Annotated in this window: 21 protein-coding genes; 16 read left to right on the forward strand and 5 right to left on the reverse strand. The window is 39.5% G+C overall.

From position 1 onward, the window contains the following. Positions 1-67: 67 nt before the first annotated feature. From PVK63_RS09390 to PVK63_RS09420, 7 genes are all read left to right on the forward strand, one after another. Entirely contained in the window at positions 68-1,486 is a 1,419-nt protein-coding gene (locus tag PVK63_RS09390; RefSeq protein ID WP_274440217.1) for a phosphomannomutase, read from the forward strand. 204 nt (positions 1,487-1,690) lie between these two features. Then, the gene (locus tag PVK63_RS09395) at positions 1,691-3,334 is read left to right on the forward strand and encodes a heparinase II/III family protein (RefSeq protein ID WP_274440216.1); all 1,644 of its coding nucleotides are present in this window, start codon (positions 1,691-1,693) and stop codon (positions 3,332-3,334) included. 2 nt (positions 3,335-3,336) lie between these two features. Continuing rightward, positions 3,337-4,503 (forward strand): glycosyltransferase family 4 protein, encoded by a 1,167-nt coding sequence (locus tag PVK63_RS09400; protein WP_274440215.1) that lies wholly within the window; start codon positions 3,337-3,339, stop codon positions 4,501-4,503. Further along, entirely contained in the window at positions 4,496-5,455 is a 960-nt protein-coding gene (locus tag PVK63_RS09405) for a UDP-glucose 4-epimerase family protein (RefSeq protein ID WP_274440214.1), read from the forward strand. Before PVK63_RS09400 ends, PVK63_RS09405 begins: the two co-directional genes overlap by 8 nt. Continuing rightward, entirely contained in the window at positions 5,452-6,000 is a 549-nt protein-coding gene (locus tag PVK63_RS09410) for a sugar transferase (RefSeq protein ID WP_274440213.1), read from the forward strand. Before PVK63_RS09405 ends, PVK63_RS09410 begins: the two co-directional genes overlap by 4 nt. Positions 6,001-6,125: 125 nt before the next feature. Continuing rightward, the gene (locus PVK63_RS09415) at positions 6,126-8,048 is read left to right on the forward strand and encodes a polysaccharide biosynthesis protein (RefSeq protein WP_274440212.1); all 1,923 of its coding nucleotides are present in this window, start codon (positions 6,126-6,128) and stop codon (positions 8,046-8,048) included. A gap of 180 nt (positions 8,049-8,228) precedes the next feature. Continuing rightward, a complete protein-coding gene (locus PVK63_RS09420) occupies positions 8,229-9,266 on the forward strand; it encodes an IS110 family transposase (protein WP_274440211.1) in 1,038 nt (345 codons plus the stop codon). A gap of 344 nt (positions 9,267-9,610) precedes the next feature. Here the strand turns inward: PVK63_RS09420 and PVK63_RS09425 are convergent, their stop codons facing one another. Beyond that, positions 9,611-9,913 carry a hypothetical protein gene (locus PVK63_RS09425; protein ID WP_274440210.1) on the reverse strand — a complete coding sequence of 101 codons (303 nt, stop codon included), beginning with the start codon at positions 9,911-9,913 and terminating at the stop codon, positions 9,611-9,613. Continuing rightward, the gene (locus PVK63_RS09430; RefSeq protein WP_274440209.1) at positions 9,906-10,328 is read right to left on the reverse strand and encodes a nucleotidyltransferase substrate binding protein; all 423 of its coding nucleotides are present in this window, start codon (positions 10,326-10,328) and stop codon (positions 9,906-9,908) included. The genes PVK63_RS09425 and PVK63_RS09430 overlap by 8 nt, the downstream gene beginning before the upstream one ends. Positions 10,329-10,782: 454 nt before the next feature. Between PVK63_RS09430 and PVK63_RS09435 the strand changes: the two genes are divergently transcribed. The 3 genes from PVK63_RS09435 (at position 10,783) to PVK63_RS09445 (ending at position 12,527) form a co-directional block, all read left to right on the forward strand. Continuing rightward, the gene (locus PVK63_RS09435) at positions 10,783-11,337 is read left to right on the forward strand and encodes a GTP pyrophosphokinase (RefSeq protein WP_130046182.1); all 555 of its coding nucleotides are present in this window, start codon (positions 10,783-10,785) and stop codon (positions 11,335-11,337) included. Positions 11,338-11,866: 529 nt separating this feature from the next. Continuing rightward, the gene (locus PVK63_RS09440) at positions 11,867-12,142 is read left to right on the forward strand and encodes a helix-turn-helix domain-containing protein (RefSeq protein ID WP_274440208.1); all 276 of its coding nucleotides are present in this window, start codon (positions 11,867-11,869) and stop codon (positions 12,140-12,142) included. Next, positions 12,135-12,527, forward strand: coding sequence for a HipA domain-containing protein (locus tag PVK63_RS09445; protein WP_274440207.1), 393 nt, complete (start codon positions 12,135-12,137; stop codon positions 12,525-12,527). The genes PVK63_RS09440 and PVK63_RS09445 overlap by 8 nt, the downstream gene beginning before the upstream one ends. A gap of 204 nt (positions 12,528-12,731) precedes the next feature. On the opposite strand, the gene PVK63_RS09450 is transcribed toward PVK63_RS09445, so the two are convergent. After that, positions 12,732-13,670, reverse strand: a complete 939-nt coding sequence (locus PVK63_RS09450) for an Rpn family recombination-promoting nuclease/putative transposase (RefSeq protein ID WP_274440206.1) — start codon at positions 13,668-13,670, stop codon at positions 12,732-12,734. A gap of 312 nt (positions 13,671-13,982) precedes the next feature. Between PVK63_RS09450 and mntA the strand changes: the two genes are divergently transcribed. From mntA to galE, 6 genes are all read left to right on the forward strand, one after another. Continuing rightward, positions 13,983-14,366, forward strand: a complete 384-nt coding sequence (mntA, locus tag PVK63_RS09455; RefSeq protein WP_130046178.1) for a type VII toxin-antitoxin system MntA family adenylyltransferase antitoxin — start codon at positions 13,983-13,985, stop codon at positions 14,364-14,366. Further along, a complete protein-coding gene (hepT, locus tag PVK63_RS09460) occupies positions 14,359-14,775 on the forward strand; it encodes a type VII toxin-antitoxin system HepT family RNase toxin (RefSeq protein WP_130046177.1) in 417 nt (138 codons plus the stop codon). Before mntA ends, hepT begins: the two co-directional genes overlap by 8 nt. 172 nt (positions 14,776-14,947) lie before the next feature. Next, positions 14,948-15,136, forward strand: a complete 189-nt coding sequence (locus PVK63_RS09465; protein ID WP_130046176.1) for a hypothetical protein — start codon at positions 14,948-14,950, stop codon at positions 15,134-15,136. Positions 15,137-15,271: 135 nt separating this feature from the next. Next, positions 15,272-16,471, forward strand: coding sequence for a J domain-containing protein (locus tag PVK63_RS09470; protein WP_274440205.1), 1,200 nt, complete (start codon positions 15,272-15,274; stop codon positions 16,469-16,471). Between the two features lie 196 nt (positions 16,472-16,667). After that, a complete protein-coding gene (locus PVK63_RS09475; protein ID WP_274440204.1) occupies positions 16,668-17,621 on the forward strand; it encodes a DHH family phosphoesterase in 954 nt (317 codons plus the stop codon). A 147-nt stretch (positions 17,622-17,768) separates the two neighbouring features. After that, a complete protein-coding gene (galE, locus tag PVK63_RS09480; protein WP_274440203.1) occupies positions 17,769-18,776 on the forward strand; it encodes a UDP-glucose 4-epimerase GalE in 1,008 nt (335 codons plus the stop codon). Positions 18,777-19,257: 481 nt separating this feature from the next. Here the strand turns inward: galE and gpmM are convergent, their stop codons facing one another. Beyond that, positions 19,258-20,790 (reverse strand): 2,3-bisphosphoglycerate-independent phosphoglycerate mutase, encoded by a 1,533-nt coding sequence (gene gpmM / locus PVK63_RS09485; RefSeq protein WP_274440202.1) that lies wholly within the window; start codon positions 20,788-20,790, stop codon positions 19,258-19,260. A gap of 262 nt (positions 20,791-21,052) precedes the next feature. Next, positions 21,053-22,393, reverse strand: a complete 1,341-nt coding sequence (locus PVK63_RS09490) for an MATE family efflux transporter (protein ID WP_274440201.1) — start codon at positions 22,391-22,393, stop codon at positions 21,053-21,055. Between the last annotated feature and the right edge of the window lie 81 nt (positions 22,394-22,474).

A 22,474-nucleotide genomic window follows, 5' to 3' on the forward strand; every position in this document is an offset into this window, starting at 1 on the left:
TTATTTCAAGGCGTCTATAATTAATTATATTTATTTAAATATTCAGCAATAAGTGTAAATGTTTCTTATGTTAATTAGCTCAGAAGTAATTAGAAAGTCAAATATTCAGTTTGGCACGAGTGGTGCGCGTGGCTTAGTCGAGCAGTTCACTGCTGATACATGTGCAGCTTTCACTTACGCATTTATAAAATGCATGCAAGGGAAGTTTCGATTTGAAAATGTTGCACTTGCCATTGATAATCGCCCAAGCAGTCCAGTGATGGCCCAAGCTTGTATTAAAGCTTTAGAGCAATTAGGACTTGAAGCAGATTATTATGGTGTGATACCCACACCAGCGCTTGCTTATGTCGCTATGCAAGACAATATTCCGTGTATCATGATTACTGGTAGTCATATTCCTTTTGACCGCAACGGTCTTAAGTTTTATCGACCTGATGGTGAGATTAGTAAAGCCGACGAGCAAGCGATTTTAAACACAGATGCATCATTTACTGCAATTAATGAATTACCTGAATTAGTTGTAAGCGAACGTGCTGCAACGGAATATATATCTCGTTATACTGGGTTGTTTGACGCATCATCACTTAGTGGTAAACGTATTGGTATTTATGAACACTCAAGTGCTGGTCGTGATTTATATGCGCCGTTATTTACAAGCCTTGGTGCTGAAGTTGTTTCATTAGAGCGTAGTGATGAATTTGTACCAATTGATACTGAAGCTGTAGCTGAATCTGACAAACTAAAAGCTCTAGATTGGTCTAAGCAATATCAACTGGACGCGATTTTCTCAACTGATGGTGATGGTGACCGTCCACTTTTGGCTGATGAGGGCGGAAAGTGGCTGCGCGGTGATATTCTTGGTCTGTTGTGTTCACGTGCGATGAACATTGAAGCACTTTCAATACCTATTAGTTGTAATACTGTGATTGAGACTTTAGAGGCGTTTAAACACGTCGAGCGAACAAAGATTGGTTCGCCATATGTAATAGCCGAGTTTTCATCACTCGTTAAAATTTATGATTCTGTTGCCGGTTTTGAAGCCAATGGTGGCTATTTACTTGGTAGTGATATTGAAGTTAATGGAAAAACGTTAAAAGCATTACCAACTCGTGATGCGGTATTACCAGCATTAATGCTTCTAGTTGCATCAGGTAATGCAGGTATATCTCAGCTGGTTGAGGCTTTACCTAGACGAGTGACAGATAGCGGTCGTATTCAAAATTTCGCAACGGAAAAGAGCCTGAAAATTTTAGCTGATGGTCAAGCTAATCCGGAGTTATTAATGGCTAAGCTAGGTTTTGAAAATGCAGTGATTAAAAATGTAGATATTACTGATGGCTTGCGCTTAACTTGTGATAATGAAGATGTTATTCATCTTCGTCCTTCGGGTAATGCACCTGAGTTACGTTGCTATATAGAATCTACCACTACTGCTTTAGCTAAGTATTATCTTGACAATACTTTAGCGAAAATACAGTTAATTTAAGGTGTGTCTATTTCGGTTTTTGTGTTTTTCTTTGAAAATAAAGTAACTAACACCGATTTTTACTGCTAAGCGAAATTTTCGTGGGATGTAAACTGCAGGGGCAGCGCATGATTTTCCGTAAAGAGAATCTTCTTAATCTTGCGCAGCTATTGCAATAATTAACTCATTGATAAATGATTCATTTATCATTAGGTGGCGTAAATAATGAGGTCTAAAATAGAAAAATTACTTCAAGTATTTCACACTTTGAAGTACTTGAAGTTTGAACAGTTTTGGTTTCGCTTACTTTATCGTTTTAAAAAACCTAATGTACAATTACTTACTATTCCGGTTTTGAATGAGCATTGGCGCTGGAGTGGACCTGCAATCTACAAGCAGAGTATTTTCGATAAAAATAGCGTTGAGTTCTTATCTTTACCTGGGAGTTTAGACACTGCTTGTAGTTGGAATGATCCCACTAAAGAAAAGCTTTGGTTATACAATCTCCATTACTTTGACGATTTAAATGCAAGTAATTTTTCTTCGCGAGAGCAATTACATTTCAATTATATTAATCGCTGGATATTAGAAAATCCTCCTTGTATTGGTAACGGTTGGGAGCCTTATCCACTGTCATTAAGAATATTAAATTGGATTAAATGGTTTAGTAAGCAAGATGGTGTTGAACAGAAATACCTTAGTAGTATGCTTCAACAAGCAAGTGCATTATCGCAGCAGCTTGAATACCATATTTTAGGTAACCACCTTTTTGCTAATGCTAAAGCGCTAACTTTTATTGGTTGTTATATTTCAGATGGAAAAGCTGAACGCTATTTAGATTTAGGCTTGAAATTACTTGATAGGGAAGTTCCTGAGCAGTTTTTAGCTGATGGTGCGCATTTTGAACTGTCCCCTATGTATCATGAGATTCTGTTGTGGGATCTTCTTGAATTAATTGACTTAGCTAATACAAGCCAACATACAAAATTAGTACAGCGTTTATCTTATTGGAAAAAAGTCGCGACTAAAGCTTTATTTTGGCTGAAGTCGATGGTTCACCCTGATGGTGAAATCAGTTTCTTCAATGATTCAGCGATTGGAATAGCAGCTAAACCCCAACAAATATTTGATTATGCCCAATCCCTTGGATTAGAGATTGTAGATAATTTGTCAAACTTGATCACCAATGAGCATAGCGGTTATAGCCGAATATCTTCGTCTATCTATACATTAATTATTGATCACGCCAATGTAGGTCCGGATTATTTACCTGGACATGCACACGCAGATACCTTGAGTTTTGAGCTGTCAGTTGGTTGTGAGCGAGTATTTGTTAATTCAGGCACCTCTTTATATGGTGTAAGTAAAGAGCGGCTTAGGCAGCGACAAACAGCTGCTCATAATACAGTGGTTGTTGATGGTGAAAACTCTTCTGAAGTGTGGTCAGGCTTTAGGGTTGCCCGTCGTGCATACTCTAAGCTAGTAAAAGTGAGTCAAAATGATAATGACGTTTGTTTGCAGGCTGAACATAATGGTTATCAACGCTTAAAAGGTAAAGTCACTCACTCTCGTTGTTTTGCTACTAATAATCAAGAAATTCAGATTAAAGACGAATTAATTGGTCAAGTTAATCAAGCTTGTGCTTTCTTTCATCTTCATCCTAATATTGAGGTAGAAAGAATTACTCAACAGATTATTAAACTAGTAACTAAAAGTAACGTTAAATTAACCATACATAGTACAAGTAGAATTGAAATATTAGATGGCACTTATCACCCTGAGTTCGGTGTATTCATTAATAATAAACATTTAAGAATGGATTTAGTTGATAATAAACTAGATACTATTATTAGTATAATTGAGGATTAATTTTGCGTATTTTAGTTTTATCTTTTTATTATCAGCCAGATCTATGTGCTGGTTCATTCCGAACAACGTCTTTAATTGAACAATTAAAACAGCATGATAATGTTGAAATTGAAATAGTAACGACAATGCCTAACCGTTATGCTTCTTTTTCTGCTACCGCTAATTGTTTTGATCAGGTTGAAAATGTAACCATAAATCGAATTGAATTACCTTCTCATAATAGTGGAATGTTAGACCAAATAAAGTCATTTACTCGATTTTATATTGAAGCGATAAAGTTAACTAAAAATAAAAAATATGATTTGGTTTTTGCTACTAGCTCTAGACTATTCACTGCATTCTTAGGTGCTCGTTTAGCAAAAAAGAAAAGAATACCGTTGTATTTAGATATTCGAGATATCTTCGTTGATACGATTAAAGATGTACTAAATCCCAAAGTTAGTTTGTTTGCTAAACCTATTTTATCGCTGATTGAAAGCTATACATTTAATGCTGCAAAGCATATAAATTTAGTTTCAAGGGGTTTTGAAAGTTACTTTGTTCAACGATTTAAGCAAGCCAAATACAGTTGGTTTACCAATGGTATTGATGATGAGTTTCTTGGATTAGACGCAAGAGCTGAAAATAACTCTGAGGAAAATATAATTCTTTATGCGGGAAATATTGGTGAAGGTCAGGGGTTACACACAATACTACCTGGTTTAGCTAATGGCTTAGATAGGAAGTTCAAGATTACTGTAATAGGCGATGGTGGCCGAAAACCTATTTTGGAAAGAGACTTATCGGATGTTGAAAATGTTAATTTGCTTCCTCCTGTGCAGAGAAAAGAGTTATCAGATAAATACATGAGTGCAGATGTTTTGTTTTTACATTTGAATGATTATCCTGCATTTAAAAAGGTATTACCCTCTAAAATATTCGAGTATGCAGCCACTGGTAAACCTATACTCGCTGGCGTAAGCGGCTATGCAGCCAAATTTATCACTGATGAAGTATCTAATGCCGAGGTATTTCATCCAGGAGATGCTAAAGGGGCACTATCTGCACTTGATAAACTTAATCTTGAATATACAGATAGAAGTGAGTTTATAAATAATTATACTCGAACACATATAATGAAAGAAATGGCGAAATCTATCATTCAGTTAAGAAGTAAAAATAATGCATAAAATATTGCTTACCGGTTACTCTGGTTTTGTTGGGTCTTCTTTATTCAAAGTCCTACAAGAAAATTGTCATCTTTCATTATTAGGACGAAAATCACCTAAGAGTAGTGTTTTTAACTTTCATCAATCGGAATTTAATAATTTATTTGATTTTAGTAAAGCCCTTACTGATGTTAATGTAATTATTCACTGCGCTGCTCGCGTGCACATAATGAATGATGAATCCAGTGACCCTCTTAATGACTTTCGATCAGTGAATACTGAAGGTACATTAAACTTAGCAAGACAAGCGGTTACTAAAGGTGTTAAACGCTTTATCTTCATTAGCTCGATTAAAGTGAATGGGGAGTCTAATAAGTTGCATAAACCATTTAAATCCACAGATGAACGCAATCCTAAGGACTTTTATGGACAGTCTAAGTCAGAAGCGGAAGAACAACTGTTAGAGCTTGCTGAAGAGACTGGTTTAGAGGTTGTCATTATTCGACCAACATTAGTTTATGGCCCTGGTGTAAAAGCAAATTTTGCGTCTTTATTAAATTTAGTATCGAAAGGGCTACCACTACCGTTTGGTTGTATTATTAATAATAAACGCAGTTTAGTTTCTGTTAACAATTTAGTTGACCTTGTTATTACATGCATTGATCACCCTAAAGCTGCTAATCAAGTATTTTTAGTGTCTGATGACCATGATGTATCAACATCAGAAATGGTGCGTGAAATGGCTAAATCGCTCAATAAGCCTCAATGGCAGCTTCCTATCCCTAAATGGTGTTACAAATTGGCGGGCAGTATTTTTGGGAAACAAGATGTAGTCGATAGATTACTAGGTTCACTGCAGGTTGATATTACACACACAAAAGAAACACTTGATTGGAAACCGCCACAAACATTAGAAGAAGGCTTCAAAGAAACTGCTGAAGCTTTCTTGTTAAATAAAGAGAACAAAAAATGATACGCATTATCGATTTCCTAGCCGCTTTTTTCGGCCTGCTTTTCTTATGGCCAATACTGCTTATCGTAACTATTATTGGCATGTTTGATACTGGCTCGCCAATCTTCATTCAAGAACGAGTAGGGCGTAATAAGAAACCATTTAAATTGATTAAGTTTCGCACCATGTCTGTTGAAACTAAATCAGTAGCTAGTCACCTAGCGAGCAATGCTTCGATTACAAAGTTGGGTAATTTTCTACGTAAAACTAAGATTGACGAACTGCCGCAATTAATCAATGTTGTGAAAGGTGAAATGAGCTTGGTTGGTCCTCGCCCTAACTTATTTAACCAAGAAGAGTTAATTAAAGAGCGTGATGCATTAGGTGTTTATGATGTTTTACCGGGTGTGACTGGTTTAGCTCAAGTTCAAAATATCGATATGTCTACACCACAATTGTTAGCTAAAACTGACAAGCAGATGATTGATACGTTAACCATTAAAGATTATTTTAAATACATCATTATGACAGCAACTGGCAGCGGCTCTGGTGATGCAGTAAAATAATTTACGTGAAATAAATTTAAAATCCCAGAAAGGTGATCTATTCACTATAACTTCTGGGATTTTTTGTATCTAATCCGTATCATTCACTTTGCTGAATTTTCTTATAAAAATATAAACGGTTTATTATGTCTAATTTAAACGTCATTTGGTCACTTCCTCGCTATAAAAAACGCCTAATAAGCTTATTGATTGACTTCTTCTTTATCTGTATTTCATTTCTTGGTGCTTACTGGGTTCGCATTGGAAAGATTGAGGCCTTACCTTCAGTCGAAGGTCAGTATGTTTTAGTTAGTACTGCTATCTTAACTTTATTTATATTCACAAAGTTAGGTTTATATCGAGCAGTATTAAGATACCTAGGTTTGCATGTACTGGCTTTAGTCGGGTTAGGCACTGCTTTGTCTGCGGTTGCGATGGCAGGCTTAGCGTTTTTGTTTGATGCGGATATCCCTCGCTCTGTGCCTATTATCTATGGATCTTTTTTAGCGATTAGTGTTGGCGGTAGCCGTCTTATTGTTCGTAGCTTGGTTGCACAATCATCAAATAAAACAGGCAACCCGGTATTAATTTATGGTGCGGGCAGCGCGGGTCGTCAACTAGCGTTAGCGCTTCGTCAATCAAGGACTCATAAAGTGGTGGGTTTTGTTGATGAAGATGAAACGCTGCAAAATACCATGCTGATGGGCTTGTATGTCTACACCACCGCGTGTGCAGAGAGCGTTATAGTCAAGCATGGTGTTAAGCAAATATTATTGGCGATACCGAGTGCGTCTCGTCGCCGCCGTAAAGAGGTGATTGATACTATCTCTTTATTACCTGTAGAGATACTGACGGTTCCTGATATGTCCGATATTGTTGCGGGTAACGCAAGTATTGATGAGTTAAAAGATGTCTCTATTGATGATCTCTTAGGGCGTGATCCCGTTGCACCACAGCAAGCCTTAATGGAAGCAAACATTAAAGATAAAGTAGTTATGGTCACAGGGGCGGGGGGCTCTATTGGCTCTGAGCTGTGTCGTCAAATTATTCGAAATAAACCTAAAGCGTTAGTTTTATTTGAGTTATCTGAATTTGGCTTATATCAGATTGATAGAGAGCTATCTTTGCTTGTTGAGGCTGAAGGCTTAGATACTCAAATTATTCCTCTGCTTGGTTCGGTTCAACGTATTAACCGTTTATCAAAAGTAATGGGAAGCTTTAAAGTTCAAACCATTTATCATGCAGCTGCCTATAAACACGTACCATTGGTTGAATATAACGTCGTTGAAGGGGTGCGTAACAACGTTTTTGGTACGAACTACACAGCGCGTGCTGCCATTGAAGCAAAAGTGGAGTCGTTTGTTTTAATCTCAACGGATAAAGCGGTACGTCCAACGAATGTAATGGGCACGACCAAGCGTATGGCGGAGTTAGGTTTGCAAGCGTTGGCAGATCAGCAAAATAAGATCCGTGCAAAAGACGCAAGTGTAGGTACGCGTTTTTGTATGGTGCGTTTTGGTAATGTATTAGGCTCGTCTGGCTCTGTTGTGCCGGTGTTTAAGCGTCAAATTGAAAACCGTGAACCTATTACGGTAACGCATGAAGAGATAACTCGTTACTTTATGACCATTCCTGAAGCGGCGCAATTGGTTATTCAAGCGGGCGCGATGGGGAAAGGCGGTGATGTCTTTGTTCTTGATATGGGTGAATCGGTTAAGATTGTGGATTTAGCGAAGAACTTAATTCACCTTTCTGGTTTGGAAGTAAAAGATGAATCGAACCCATACGGTGATATTGAGATTAAATACACAGGCCTACGTCCTGGTGAAAAGTTATATGAAGAGTTATTGATAGGTGACAATGTCGATTCAACCGCACATGAGCGGATCATGACGGCACAAGAAGACTTTTTGCCCCTTGATGAATACAATGCGTTGTTGGATAAGCTAGATACGGCGTGTCATGATTTTGACCATGAAAGGATTCGCCAGCTGTTATTAGATGCGCCAACTGGTTTTGCGCCTGTTGATGGTATTGGTGATTTGGTGTGGAAGGCTGAGCAAGAATAGGACGCTTCGCTGCGAGACTAGAAGCTATACGCTGCGCTGACTAGAGACGATAAGAGCAAAAGCGGGTACAGCGCTTGCTTTTGATCTTATAGGTGCGAAGCGGTCTAGATGTATGGACTCCCTCCCTTTGAGGGTGTACGGTTTGAATTCGACAAAGAAAGCAACCAAAGGAGTCCACACATGAGTAATCCTACTATCATTGCTATTGATTTGGCAAAAGATGTTCTTCAGGTATGCAAGGTTACGTCAAAAAATAAGATCTCTTACAACAAAGCAGTCTCTAGAAAAGGATTAAAAGAGCTGCTTAGTAGGGAAAAAGATTGCTTGGTCGCTATGGAAGCATGCGCTTCCAGTCAGTATTGGTCGCGCTTTGCGTTAAAGCTAGGTCTGCCAGTAAAAGCGATGCATGCTCGTCATGTAAAAGCATTCAGAACGTCACAAAAAACAGATAGAAATGATGCTTTGGCAATAGCCGTTGCAGCAACACAAATAACGATAAAGCCAACCAGGATACTAACGATTGATGAGCAAGGCTTACAATCTTTAGAACGAATAAGGGATTTACAGAAATCTCAATGTATCGCCATTTCAAATCAAATTCGTTCATTGCTTGGAGAGTTTGGAATAACGATAGCAAAAGGCGATAAAGCACTTCGAGAAGCAATGCCTTATATTTTTGAAGATGCAGAAAATGAGCTACCTCATTCATTAAGAGCTGTTTTATTTTCCCAATGGGAAAATTACCGCCATCAAGTTGAACATTTAGATTCAATAACAGAGCAACTTGAGGTCGAAGTTCAGAAAAATCATCAGTGCCAAAAGTTCATGAAACTTGAAGGGGTAGGACCTTTAGGAGCTATTGGTTTAGTTATTGCACTAGGTGATGGTAAAGCGTTTACCAATGGACGAGCAGCTTCTGCTTGTATTGGTGTCACTCCAGTTCAGCACAGCTCTGGAGGAAAAGAAAATATTGGTAGTATTGCTAAGAAAAGCTCAGGACAAAGACTCCGCAGTGTTTTATTTAATGGAGCAATGTCAGTGGTATCTTTTTTATCGAAAAGAGCAGCAAGAACAGTAAAGGAACAATGGCTAAAAGCACTAATTGAGCGAAGAGGAAAAAAAGTAGCAGCTGTCGCTTTAATTAATAAAAATATAAGAACGGCTTACGCCATTCTAATAAGCAACACCGAATATAAGCCTCAATTGCTTGAGGCTTAGCCCGAATACGTCAATGTAATGCGAAAAAACAGGTAAGACCAACCAATAAAAATCAGTGAGAAACTATGGCATAAAAAGCCGTCGTCTAGTTTTGATTTATTGGTGCGAAAACATCTTAGGGCGAAGGTAGCTCCTTCAAAAGTAGCCCGTATATAAGTCCGCATCTAACCATGTTTTTATCAAATTACTCACTTGACGTTGTTAGGGAGTCCATATAAGTTTCTAGTTAGCGCAGCGTATAATCTTAAATCATTTATAACCAACCCCTCCCAGCCTTCCCTTATATCAACATTTTCAGCCAAGTGATTAGTTCGATGAAGGGGAGGAGCTTTCTCGTTCCTACTCTAAATAACTACATATAACTCTTCATATTTATGCAAAATGTTTTCTTGAAATGATTGGGGAATGTTAGCCCATTCTAACACTTGAATAAAAATGGGAATATTTGAGTTTTGTAGGGCTTCTTTAAATTCGATGAGGTCATTATTCATATTAGTAGGCGTAATTAGGACTATATCTAAATCACTCGCTTCATGATTTGTCTGTTTTACTCGGCTAGCATAAGCCCATACTTTCGTGTTTTTACAAAGTGTTTTTTGCGCGATTGAAATCAGTGTCGCTTTGTCTTTTTCTCGTATATTAATCATGTTTGCTGTGGCTAATTAGGTTGGCGAGTGTTTTGGCATCAATAATAAATTGAGGAATTAACACGAGGGTTTGATTTGCAAATTCAACACCATAATCATGGGCTGTATTATTTCTATTGTCTCTGTATTCTAACCAACGCTCAGTATCCTCAATTGTGATCAATTCAAACTGTGCTGCATGACGAAAGATATCTTTAAAGAAAAGCTTATTAACTGCATTTACACTATGAAAATAGGGATTTATTACTTTTTTTAATAGCTTACCTGACTGTTCAAGAATGATTTCAAATTCTTTTACACTGGCAGAGCGATATATTTCATATTCAATGCTCTGAGGTTCTGCTTTTATCAATAATGTATGAGCTTGCTCAAGAGCGGTAATACAACGATTTAAGAAGGTTACATCGATATTCATTGGAACCTTTAAAGTTGATGAGATATGTGTAGAAGGTAACAGATTTTTAGTGTTTTCAAAAGAGTGAAACAGAAAAGCAAAGCGAGGTTTCAGGTATCCTTACCGAGCACAGAGGTGACAGATGTTGAGGGTAAGATGTATACCCGCGATTTGTTTGGTAGTGATTAAGAGGGAGAGCAGGGTTTAGGTCTCAGGTTTCAGGAAGTTCAAAAGCGATTACACCTTAAACCTCTGCGCGTAGCGTCCTGAAACCTAGTTTTTTCGTTTTTATAACCAACCCCTCCCAGCCTCCCCTTATATTGATATTGTCAATCAAGTCGTTATATCGATAAAGGGGAGGAGCTAAAAGCGGCTGCGGCACTTGCTTTTGCTTCCATCCCCAAACTTGCTATACTTTCATCCATATTTAGTCATGTTAGATTATTCATCAGTCAGTGAAAGTCGTGGAGGTGGGATGAAAGAGCAAGTTAAAAAACTCATTGAAGAGATAAATAGAATTCACAAAGAGTTTTCAGAGTCTTGCTTTAATCAGGGGATGTTTGAGCAAGTGAAGCTATCTAGGACAATCTCGAATGTTCCTGCCTCTCATATCTATAAATACCGCTTAGTGCTTCATGAAAGCATCAATGATTATCTTATGACTTCCCATATTGAGTTGAAATACTTTTATCGAGTAAAAACAAGAGAAAGTATCGATGATAAAATTGCACGTTATAGTGAGCGTGATAATCAGTACCCGGTGAACAATTGGCTCAATGATATTTTTGGGGCAAGGATTATATTAACCAAGCCCGAGATCGCAGAGGTGATGGAAGAGCTGGATAACTGGCAAGATGAGCTTGGGTTGAAAAACTGGTATTTGCGCGATAAGGAAGGTTATAAAGGGCTTCACATCTATTTTAAAAATAGAAGTAACTTTTATTTTCCGTGGGAGCTTCAAATTTGGGATAAAGAAGATTTGAGGTCGAATGTCGAAAACCATGAGAAGTTTAAGCGAAGCTTTATGTAAGGTTTATCACGGCTACGCTGCGAGACTAGAAACGATAAGAGCAAAAGCGGGTACAGCGTTTGCTTTTGATTTTATAGGAGCGAAGCGGTCTCGTTTCTCGTTAGCGCAGCGTATAGTATCCGAATTTTATTCTTCAATAGATTTTAGTGAGATCGTTGTGATTACAGCGAGTAATATACTGTTCCCTCCCCTTAGTAAGGGGAGGGTTAGGGAGGGGTAATTTCGATAAAGGTAGAATCGAGTGCATAGTTAACTTGATTTACGCGCTGTTCGTTCTTGACCCCCTCCCAGCCTCCCCCTTAGTAAGGGGGAGGAGCAAAGAGCAAAAGCGATCACTTCTGAACTCTGCTTTTGCTTTCCTCAATCGTAGCGTCTCAAGGACGAAGTCCGCCTTAAGCGTAGCGCCCTTAAGCAACTTGTTGCGTCTGTCTCTTTATAGTTTCTAATATCCACCTTAAATTGCCACAGTGATGGCAATTTAGTAAGAAAACACTATAATATTGTCACTATAGTAACAGTTGGGTTTGATATGCTATCTCTTTATACCGCTTTTGATGTTCAACTTGAGTTAAAAGATTTTATTAAACAACGTCGTAAACAACAAAAACTCAGTGTTGAAGCATTAGCTGAATGCTCTGGCGTGCCTTATAGCACAATTCGAAAATTTGAAAATACTGGAAATATATCTTTAAGACAGTTTCTCATGTTGCTTGAAAGCGTTGGTAGTCTTAACGATATACACAATTTAACAAAGCCATCTAATCAAGAACCGACGAGTATTGAGGAGGTATTAAGAAATGCTTAATACACCTTTAATCGTAAAAAGAGCAGTGTTTAATTACATCACAATTAATCAGGATGATCACAGCAAGAACTTTGCTTTTCTCGCTGATGATAACGATAATTGGAGATTGTCGCCATTTTACGACATTGTTTATAGTCCTTCCCCTTATAAAGAACACATGACTTCGTTTAATGGTAATGGTCGGTTACCAACAGCTAAAGCGTTAGAATTAATGGCAGGGCATGCTGGGTACGCGAATGTCACACCTCTGATAAATATGATTGAAGAGATTTATCATGAGACTCGGAGTTTCAAACAAGAGGCATTAAATCTCGGTATATCAAACGCGTCAATTTCGACGATTGATTCACATATATCTCAGCAATATCGTCAATTCAATAATTGAGGCGTGGAAGAGCTCTTGCTTTTGATTTTATAGAAGCGAAGTGGTCTCTTTTCTAGTTAGCTCGCAGTCGAATGAAAGAGGCTAAATAATGAGTTTATCTAAATTGAAAAGAGTGCTTTTCTGAGCGTTGAAGTAAAGAAAGCTTATGATCTAGGTGCAGAATTCGAGCTTATTAGTTCTCTTATTACATTATGACGGAATGTATTAATGAGAAATAAGTTCTAATTCACGAGAGCTAAATCCTGTTGCTTTCATGATTGCGGCTTTATCTACACCTGATAAAAGTAGGTTACGAGCCATTTCTTTTAATGTATCTTGACGGCCTTCTTGGCGGCCTTGTTGAAGTCCTTTTTGTTCGCCTTGTAAAAGTCCTTCTTGTTTTCCTTGCTGAATTAGTTGCTCTGCTATAGTCATTAGTGTGCCCTCATGTTTTGGTACTTGATGCGCCAACTCTTCCAATAACGCATTCACGTTCTGAGTTTCCCCTACCGTTACTAAGTATTCAATCAGGGTTCGGACTTGGCTGTCTGTATGGTAGTCATTTAATAATAAGATGGCTAACGATTCAAGAATATCATTGATGTCTTTTTGGTAAATGTGTTTCTGGACGAGCTCTAATAGTGCAATGCGCTTGTGCTGCATTATCGCACTGTCATCCATTACAGTAACATCTACTAATGGAAAATCATTGTTATAGAGCGCTTTCGCCATTTCTGGTTTAGTAAAACAATCTAACCAATTCATGCTGTATGGATATGGTGATGTTTTACCATGATAGAATAGCAGTGGAACGACTAAAGGCAATTTTTTGTTTCCAGCATCAAGATGTTTTTGCATGGCTGCAATAGCATATCTGAACATACGAAAGGCCATGTGCTCGTCAGGGCTACTTTGGTGCTCAATAAGAGCATAAATATAGCCGTCACCACATTCTGTTTTCATTGAGTAGAGCACGTCTGAATAATACGGACGTAAGTCGTCTTCTAAAAAAGAACCTGATTCCAGTTTCAATGTTGATAAGTCACATAACGTTTTCAGATGTGTTGGTAAGTGTATTTCCAACATATCTTTAGCGGTATCAGGCGTTGTTAAAAAGGCTTTAAACAACCCATCATGGGGCGTTGTTGTGTTTTTCTTACTCATGAAAAGTGATCCACTCTACTGACTGAGTTAAGTATACCACTAATCGAATGGAAAATAATTTAGTGTCTGAGAGTACTTAAAATGTGGTTTTTGTTTGGAATTGATGTCAATTTTATTATTCATGATTATATCGCCACCTGCTTACGGTTTAAGTATTGAAGAGATCCAAAGATTAAGATAGTAGAGGAAAGCGGGATTCAGGGCTCAGGTTTCAGAAAGATTAAAAGCGAGTACCCTGAAACCTCTGCGCGTAGCGTCCTGAATCCTTATTCATGCTATAGTATTCAAATAAACAGCAATAATGGATTGAGTATGATTGATTCTATCGTTAGTTTGGCCAAAATGGATGAGGATATTGAAGCTATGTGGCTTTATGGCTCACGTGCAAAAGGGAATGCGAGTAAAGAAAGTGATTATGATTTGGCTGTATTGTTTCGACAATTTGAGCAAGATCCACTACAGAGGCGAACTCGGCCTGAATGCTTAGCTCTTGATTGGGTTCAGTCTCTTGGGTTGCCTGAAGGAAAAATTTCAGTATTAGATATTGAGATTGCCCCTATTCCGTTAGCGATGGCTGTTTTAACCACTGGTCGTCAGTTGCTATCACGAAATCAGTCTAAAGAGTTGTTTGTAACACAGCGAATCTTGTCTAAATGGGAACTTGATTACCAATATCATTATAAAGTTTATGGATAATACTTATACACAATCGATGAAAGAGCATGTGGCACTTGTTATTTCTGAGCTTGAAGGGTTACACGAGATCCTTGCTGAACGTCCTTTTAATCGTTATGAATATCGTGCAGCGGAGCGAACTATTCAAATTTTAATAGAAGCATGCATTGGTATAGCTAAGCATTGGAGTAAAGCCGTTATTGGTGTTTCCCCTGCTGATGCTTACAGTGCTTTTCAGCGCTTGCAAGATCATAATATCCAAGAAGTGATAGCAACGGATTGGAAGCCGATTATTGGTATGCGTAATGCTCTAGTGCATGATTACCTCAATATTGATCAATCAACGGTTGAATTTATTATTAGTGCGCGAAAGTTTGATGATTTAGAAAAATTTGCTATGTCTGGACTGGATTATTTAGCGCTGAACTAGTTTTCAAGGAGGGCGTTTTGATCTTCCTAAAACCTGAAACAGTAGAGATGTAAGAGCTGAATTCAGAGCTTGCTTTTGATTTTATAGCAGCGAAGCGGTCTCATTTCTAGTTAGCGCAGCGTATAGTTTCTTGTTATAGTCTATTTATTGACCAAGGCTTTAAGGTGTACTTATGAATGAAACAGTAAATAAAACAGGATTATTTGATTCTCATTGGGCCATTCTTGATACACAGATAGCAACAAGAGCGGATATTTATCAAGTTGAAAAGAATTTAGAAAAAAGAATTGAATCAAATTCAAATAAGATTTTAGCGGTGATAGCGATTGCCGTTGCTTTTTTAGCTTTATTTTTAAGCTAATTTTAAAGAAATAATTTAGATCGTTCCCAGCCTCCCTTCCAGATTAGTGGTCTTTATTCAAATTTTAAATATTTAATTTTTTTATACGTCGATTAAAGGTAGAGTGTTGTCATCATTCTCAACCGTATCGCAGCCATGACTACTGTAACTCTTTCTTCTTTAACGACCACGCAATCTACTAAAACCAAAAAGAGTAAGCTTAATCAACTATGGGACGATGTTGAGAAAAAGCGACAACGTAATCAACGCTATCAAGCTAAATTAGATGATTTTTATCACTACTTCAAAACGTCCACAGAAGAGCAAGAGCAAGAAGTTTGCTTTGCAACTGAGAAGTGGATCCATCATTTGTTTTCTTTTATCCCGCGTAAAACAATTAAAGGGGCGCAACGTGAAGCGCTGTACGATTGGATACAAGAAGAGTTGGCCATTTTAGAGGCGAACCCATTCAATACGGTTAACACGACAGAGTTACGTGATACTTTTACTGAAGCGCTTATGGCTGATTCAGCAAACCAATCCGAAACAGATTCGATTACAGATGAGGAGCTAGGTCATTTCCGTGAGGAGATGTCTATGATGCTCGGTTATGATATTGATCTCAGTGATGAAGAGTTATTGGAGATGGTTAAGGAACCCCAGAAGTTTCATGATTATCTACAAGAATTAATAGCAGAAAAAATGGAAGGCGAGCACTCAGAAGGAGAGGACGAGATTGATTGGGGAGCAGATGACTTTTTCTCTGAAGGGAATGGTCAAGCAAATGTTGACTCGTCACATAATGAGACCAGTAAAGCGTTTTTCAGCGATAAACAGATAACGAAGCTCTATCGCCAATTGGCAAAGCAGCTGCATCCTGATAGAGAAATGGATGAAATCAAGAAGTCAGAAAAAAGTATTTTAATGCAGCAGTTATCACAAACCAAGAAAGAGAAAGATGTGATCGCCTTGCTATTGATGGCTCAGCAGTATCTTCCTAATCATGAGATGGTGATGGATAAAGATATGATTGAGCGTTTGCAAGCGACACTCAAAGAAAAAATTATGCAATTAAATATCGAGCATCAAGAACTTCAATATGGAGATGATTTAAAGAATGTTATTTGGCGAAAATTTGGTGGTGGTAACAAGGCGGTTCGTGAAAAAGAGTTAAGACAGTACAGAGATATGTTACTGAGAGAAACGAAAGCGTTATTTGAAAAGTGCCAAGAGATAAAAACGGTTAAACAATTACAGCTGCATTTAAAAGATCGAGTTAATTCTTCTCGCTTTGAGGCTCAATTTTTGAGAATGGACCCTTCAGAATTATTTGGTTTCGATGACGATTGGTTTTAATTTCTCAGTATAAACTATACTGTTCTCATTACTATAATAGTTAAGGGAAAGAGCAGAGTTTAGGTCTCAGGTTTCAGGAAGTTCAAAAACGAGTGCACCTGAAACCTCTGCGCGTAGCGTCCTCAACCTAACCTTGACTCCCAATCAGGACCGTAGGACCATAGGGCTGCTCTTCCCGTTCTTAAAAAGGATTTTCATGAACTACGACATCTTTAACGGTGATGCTGATGGCATCATCGCACTTCTTCAACTTCGTCTGACTAACCCTCAAGAATCCACCTTAATCACTGGTGTTAAACGTGATATCAACTTAGTGTCTAAAGTGGATGCCAAAGCGGGTGATAACCTTACAGTTTTAGACATCTCAATGGAAAAGAATAGGGTAGGTCTAGAGCTTGCTCTAAGTTCTGGCGCTGAGGTCTTTTATGCCGATCACCATCGTGCGGGTGATGTTCCAGAGCACGAGAATCTATCTGCTCATATCGATTTAGATGCTAATACCTGTACTGCGTTAATCGTTGATAAGCTATTAAATGGCCAGTTCCATGAGTGGGCAATTACTGCGGCTTATGGCGATAACTTAATTGCTAAGGCGGATGAGCTGGCAAGTGTTGCCGGTTTATCTTTTGAGCAAAAGTCACAGCTAAAAGAGTTGGGTACGTTAATCAACTATAATGGCTATGGGGCAAAGGTGGATGATCTGCATTTTGATCCTGCTGAGTTATACCAAGCCTTATTAAAATACACTTCTCCTTTTGATGTGATTGCGGATAAAGCGTCGCCTTTTTACCAGCTGCAAGCGGCGTATCAATCGGATATGGATAATGCGTTGGCGATTGAAGCGCAGTACAAAAGTGAGAAACTGAGTTTATTTGAGTTACCAAATGAGGCGTGGGCACGTCGTATTAGCGGTGTTTATGGTAATCTTTTAGCAAATCAATCTCCTGATTCTGCTCATGTGGTATTAACGCAAAATAGCGATGGCACGTGTATGGTGTCACTGCGCGCGCCGTTAAATAATAAGCAAGGTGCGGGTGAGATCTGTAGTTCGTTTGCAACCGGTGGTGGGCGTGAAGCGGCGGCGGGAATTAATGCGTTGCCGAAAGCGTCTATTGCTGAGTTTATTGAAGTGGTTGAGAATAAATACTAAAGCAAAAGCGTAGGATTCAGGTCTCAGGTTTCAGGAAGATCAAAAGCGAGTACCCCTGAAGCCTGCAAGCGAAGCGTCCTGAAACCTAGTCTTTAGTTAGCGCAGCGTATAGACTCTTATTCAATAAATTTAAAACAGAGAAAAACAATGAACATATTAGTCACTGGCGGAATGGGTTACATCGGTAGCCACACATGTGTACAAATGATTGAAGCGGGATTAACGCCAATCATTCTAGATAACTTATACAACAGTAAAGAAGTGGTGCTTGATCGCATTGAAGCTTTGGTGGGTGTAAAGCCTAAGTTTTACCAAGGTGATATTCGTGATCCTCAAATTTTAGAAACCATCTTTGCTGAAAACCAAATTGATAGCGTGATCCACTTTGCTGGTTTGAAAGCGGTAGGTGAGTCGGTTGAAAAGCCAATTATGTATTACGATAACAATGTATCGGGTACATTAGTTTTAGTTGAAGCGATGCGTAAAGCGGGTGTGAGCAGTATTGTGTTTAGTTCATCTGCAACGGTTTATGGTGATCCTGCATCAACACCGATTAGTGAAGATTTCCCAACCTCAGCAACTAACCCTTATGGTCGCAGTAAGTTAATGGTTGAAGAGTGTCTAACGGATATCCAAAAAGCACATCCTGAAATGAGTGTAACGTTACTACGTTACTTTAACCCGGTTGGCTCTCATAAATCAGGAACTATGGGTGAAGATCCTCAAGGAATTCCAAATAACTTGATGCCGTTTATCTCTCAAGTGGCTGTTGGCCGTCGTGAGTTTTTATCTGTATTTGGTGATGATTATCCAACGGTTGATGGTACGGGCGTTCGTGATTATATCCATGTGGTGGATTTGGCTGATGGCCACTTAGCTGCACTAAAATACAAAGGCCAACAAGCGGGTCTGCATATCTATAACCTAGGTACGGGTAATGGTAATAGTGTTCTTCAGATGGTTGCTGCGTTTGAGAAAGCCTCTGGTGCGAAAGTGCCATATCAAGTTGTAGATCGTCGTCCTGGTGATATTGCCGAGTGTTGGGCTGACCCTGCTAAGGCGCGTGAAGAGTTGAAGTGGGAGGCGAAGTTGTCTCTTGATGATATGACTGAGGATACATGGCGCTGGCAGTCGAATAATCCGAAGGGGTATTAAGTAAAGGCAGGGTTCAGATCGGTCGCAAGCTCCCTTAAAGGATTCAGAGGTGATCGTTGTGGATTCAGCGATCACAATATTGTTCCTCCCCTTGATAGATGAACGGTTGAGATTGGAAATGTTGATATAAGGGGAGGCTAGGAGGGGTTGTTAGTGATGAAGTTTAGTTTATCTGTATCATTAAATATGGTGTAACCACCCCCCTCTAACTCCCCCTTGTATTAACGCTATCGATCTCATTACTATAGCGTTTAAGGGGGAGAACTTTCTTTGGTGCTGTTAGCTCAGCACACTCTTCTGAATTCAGCTCTTTGTTGTGATCTTGGCTTTACGCTTTTCCTGAAACCTGAAACCTGAAACCTGAAACCTAAGATAAAAAAATGCCCACAGGCGATAAACCTGTGGGCATTTTATTTTGATTTTCTTAAGCGTAGCGTCTCAAGGACGAAGTCCGTCTAAAGCGAAGCGCTCTGCTCTTTTCTTATTTAAAAAGAATCTCACCAGACATCTCAGCAGGAATTGCTGTATCAGTCAGAGCTAGCATAGTAGGAGCTAGATCAGACAGTTTGCCGCCTTCTTTAAACTCAACCGCTTTGCTACCAACGTAGATAAGAGGAACAGGAAGGTTAGTGTGAGCTGTGTGAACGCCACCTGTTTCAGGGTCGATCATCATTTCCGCGTTACCGTGGTCAGCAGTGATAAGCATTTGGCCATCCACTTCTTTGATAGCGTCAACCACTTTACCAATACACTCATCTAGAGATTCAACCGCTTTAACTGCTGCATCGTATACGCCAGTGTGGCCAACCATGTCACAGTTAGGGAAGTTACAAACGATAGCGTCGTATTTACCAGACTTGATAGCAGCAACTAATTTCTCAGTTAGCTCAGGTGCGCTCATTTCAGGTTGTAGATCGTAAGTCGCTACTTTTGGAGAAGCTACTAGTTGACGCTCTTCGCCTTCAAATTCGTCTTCGATACCACCGTTGAAGAAGAAAGTCACGTGTGCGTATTTTTCAGTTTCAGAAATACGTAGTTGAGTTTTACCTTCTTTAGATAGCCACTCACCGTAAGTATTTGCTAGAGACGCAGGAGCGAATGCACAAAGAAGAGGGATGTTTGCTGCGTATTGAGTCAGCATAACAAAATCGATTGCTGGGAATACGTTACGAGCAAAACCATCGAAGTCAGGAACGAATGCACGTGTGATTTCACGAGCACGGTCAGCACGGTAGTTCATGAAGATAACCGCATCACCATCAACGATAGCTGCTGATTCTTCGCCGTCTGCTTTGATTTCAGTTGCTTGTACAAACTCATCGTTCTCTTCACGAGCGTAAGCCGCTTCAAGACCTTCAACAGCGGTTGCGAATGTGAATTCTGCTTTTGCTTCTGTCATTAAGTCGTAAGATTTTTGTACGCGATCCCAGTTGTTGTCACGGTCCATTGCGTAGTAACGACCAATTAGAGAAGCAACACGGCCTTTGCCTAGTTTAGCGAATAGCTCTTGGAAGTTTTTCAGAGAGTTTTCAGCTGAACGTGGTGGTGTATCACGGCCGTCTAGGAAACAGTGTAGGTAGATTTTTTCTGCGCCACGTGCTGCTGCCATTTCTACTGCTGCGTAGATGTGATCTTCATGAGAGTGAACGCCACCTGGAGACATAAGACCCATGATGTGTACCGCTTTGTCAGCTTTCACTGCTTTGTCGATAGCGTTAACTAGCGTTTCGTTTTGTTGGAACTCACCATCAGAGATTGCTTTAGTGATGCGAGTAAGGTCTTGATATACAACACGACCAGCGCCGATGTTAGTGTGACCTACTTCAGAGTTACCCATTTGACCATCAGGTAGACCAACGTCCATACCTGAAGCTGAAATTAGCGTGTTTGGCTGAGTTGCCATTAGGCCATCAAGAACTGGTGTTTTTGCGTTTGTGATTGCGTTATCTGCTTGAGTTTCACGGTGACCGTAACCATCAAGAATAACTAGAGCCATAGGCTTTTTAGCTGACATAAAGGTGTTCCTCGTCAATAACTTAATAAATTCGAATAAATAACTTTGTGTAATTTTACTACAAAGTTTGAAAATGGGCCATAGTAGAGCGAGGAAGAGCAGGATTCAGGTTTCAGGAAGAGCCAAAGCAGAGTAGAGTTCAGATTGGTAATGTTGATATAAGGGGAGATTAGGAGGGGTTGTAAATGATGAACTCGGTTTCAGGGATAAACGCTTTTGATCTTCCTGAATCCTGCAAGGGAGCTTGCGACCAATCTGAACCCTAAGATCTTATAGTCTCCAACAACTTACTATGCCTCACAAACATCCACGCACTTACCCCACCCATCACATTCCCAATCGCAATCCCTACAAACAACCCTTCCACTCCATAAAAGTGACTACCAATCCACGCTGTTGGCAGAGTAAACACAAACAACCTCATGAAACTCCAACTGAAAGAATGTAACGGCTTTTGCATTGCATTTAGGCTGCTCACAAGCACCATTACAATGCCTTGGAATCCATAGCTGAATGGCACACAAATCAGATACATCCATAAGCTATGTTGTACGGCATCATCTTGGCTAAATAGATGGGATAGCGGAATGCTCAGCGGAACAATCAAAATATAGAGAAATAGTTGGAATAATACAGAGAACTTCATCGCTAAGAAAATCGCTTCTTTGACTCGCTCTGGCTGTTTGGCTCCAAGGTTTTGCGCCACAAAAGGACTTAATGAAGACGTAAGTGCCATTATCACCAACAACATTAATGACTCGACTCGTTGTGCTGCTCCATAAGAGGCGACCGCAACCGTACCTTGGCTGGCAAGCATCATCATTAAAATGGCTCCAGAGATAGGGTTTAATGCGTTTGATAGTGCTGCCGGTGAACCGATTTTTAATATCTGATGCCAATCTTGCTTCATTTCTGATGGTTTTGCTGGCGCGAGCAGTTTTACTTTACGAGTTAGAACGTAAAAAGAGGCACATAAAGCACCAAACCAACTGATGCCACTGGCAATCGCTGCACCTTGAATACCAAGTTCAGGAAAAGGCCCATAACCAAAGATAAGTAATGGATCGAGTACGCCATTGATTAATCCTGCCAGCATCATAATTTTTGCCGGAGTGGTGGTATCGCCCGTTGCGCGAATGGCACTGTTACTCGACATTGGAATAACCAGCAGCGGAATAGTGAGATACCAAATTGACATGTATTGGTGAATCAATGGCAGCAGTTTGTCTTCTGCACCTAATAATCGAAATAGGGGATCTATGGTAAAAAAACCAATGCTACAAGCAATGAGGATCAGAATGACGGCTAAGATTAATCCATGTGTCGTTAATTGAGCGGCGTGTCTGCTGTTGCCTTGTCCGAGTAATCGCCCAATAGAGGCAGATAAACCAACCCCAATGCCCATGGTAATGCAGTTGACCGCAAAGGTAACCGGGAAGGTAAAACTCACCGCGGCAAGGGCGTCTGTACCAAGCAGTGATATGAAAAAAGTATCCACCAAGTTGAATAGCAGAATGGCAACCATGCCAAAGACCATAGGCGTCGTGAGTTTACGAAGCACATCGCTAATAGGTTGAGTGAGTAACCCGTGTTTATCTAGCATGGTTTTCTCGAGTGGTGGTGGGATGGATAGTGTAGCAGTAAGAGCAGAGGCGCAACAAGTTGCTTAAGGTTAAAGGGCGCT

Origin of the sequence: Aliivibrio sp. S2TY2 (assembly GCF_028765525.1) — a bacterium.
Lineage (GTDB): Bacteria > Pseudomonadota > Gammaproteobacteria > Enterobacterales > Vibrionaceae > Aliivibrio > Aliivibrio finisterrensis_A.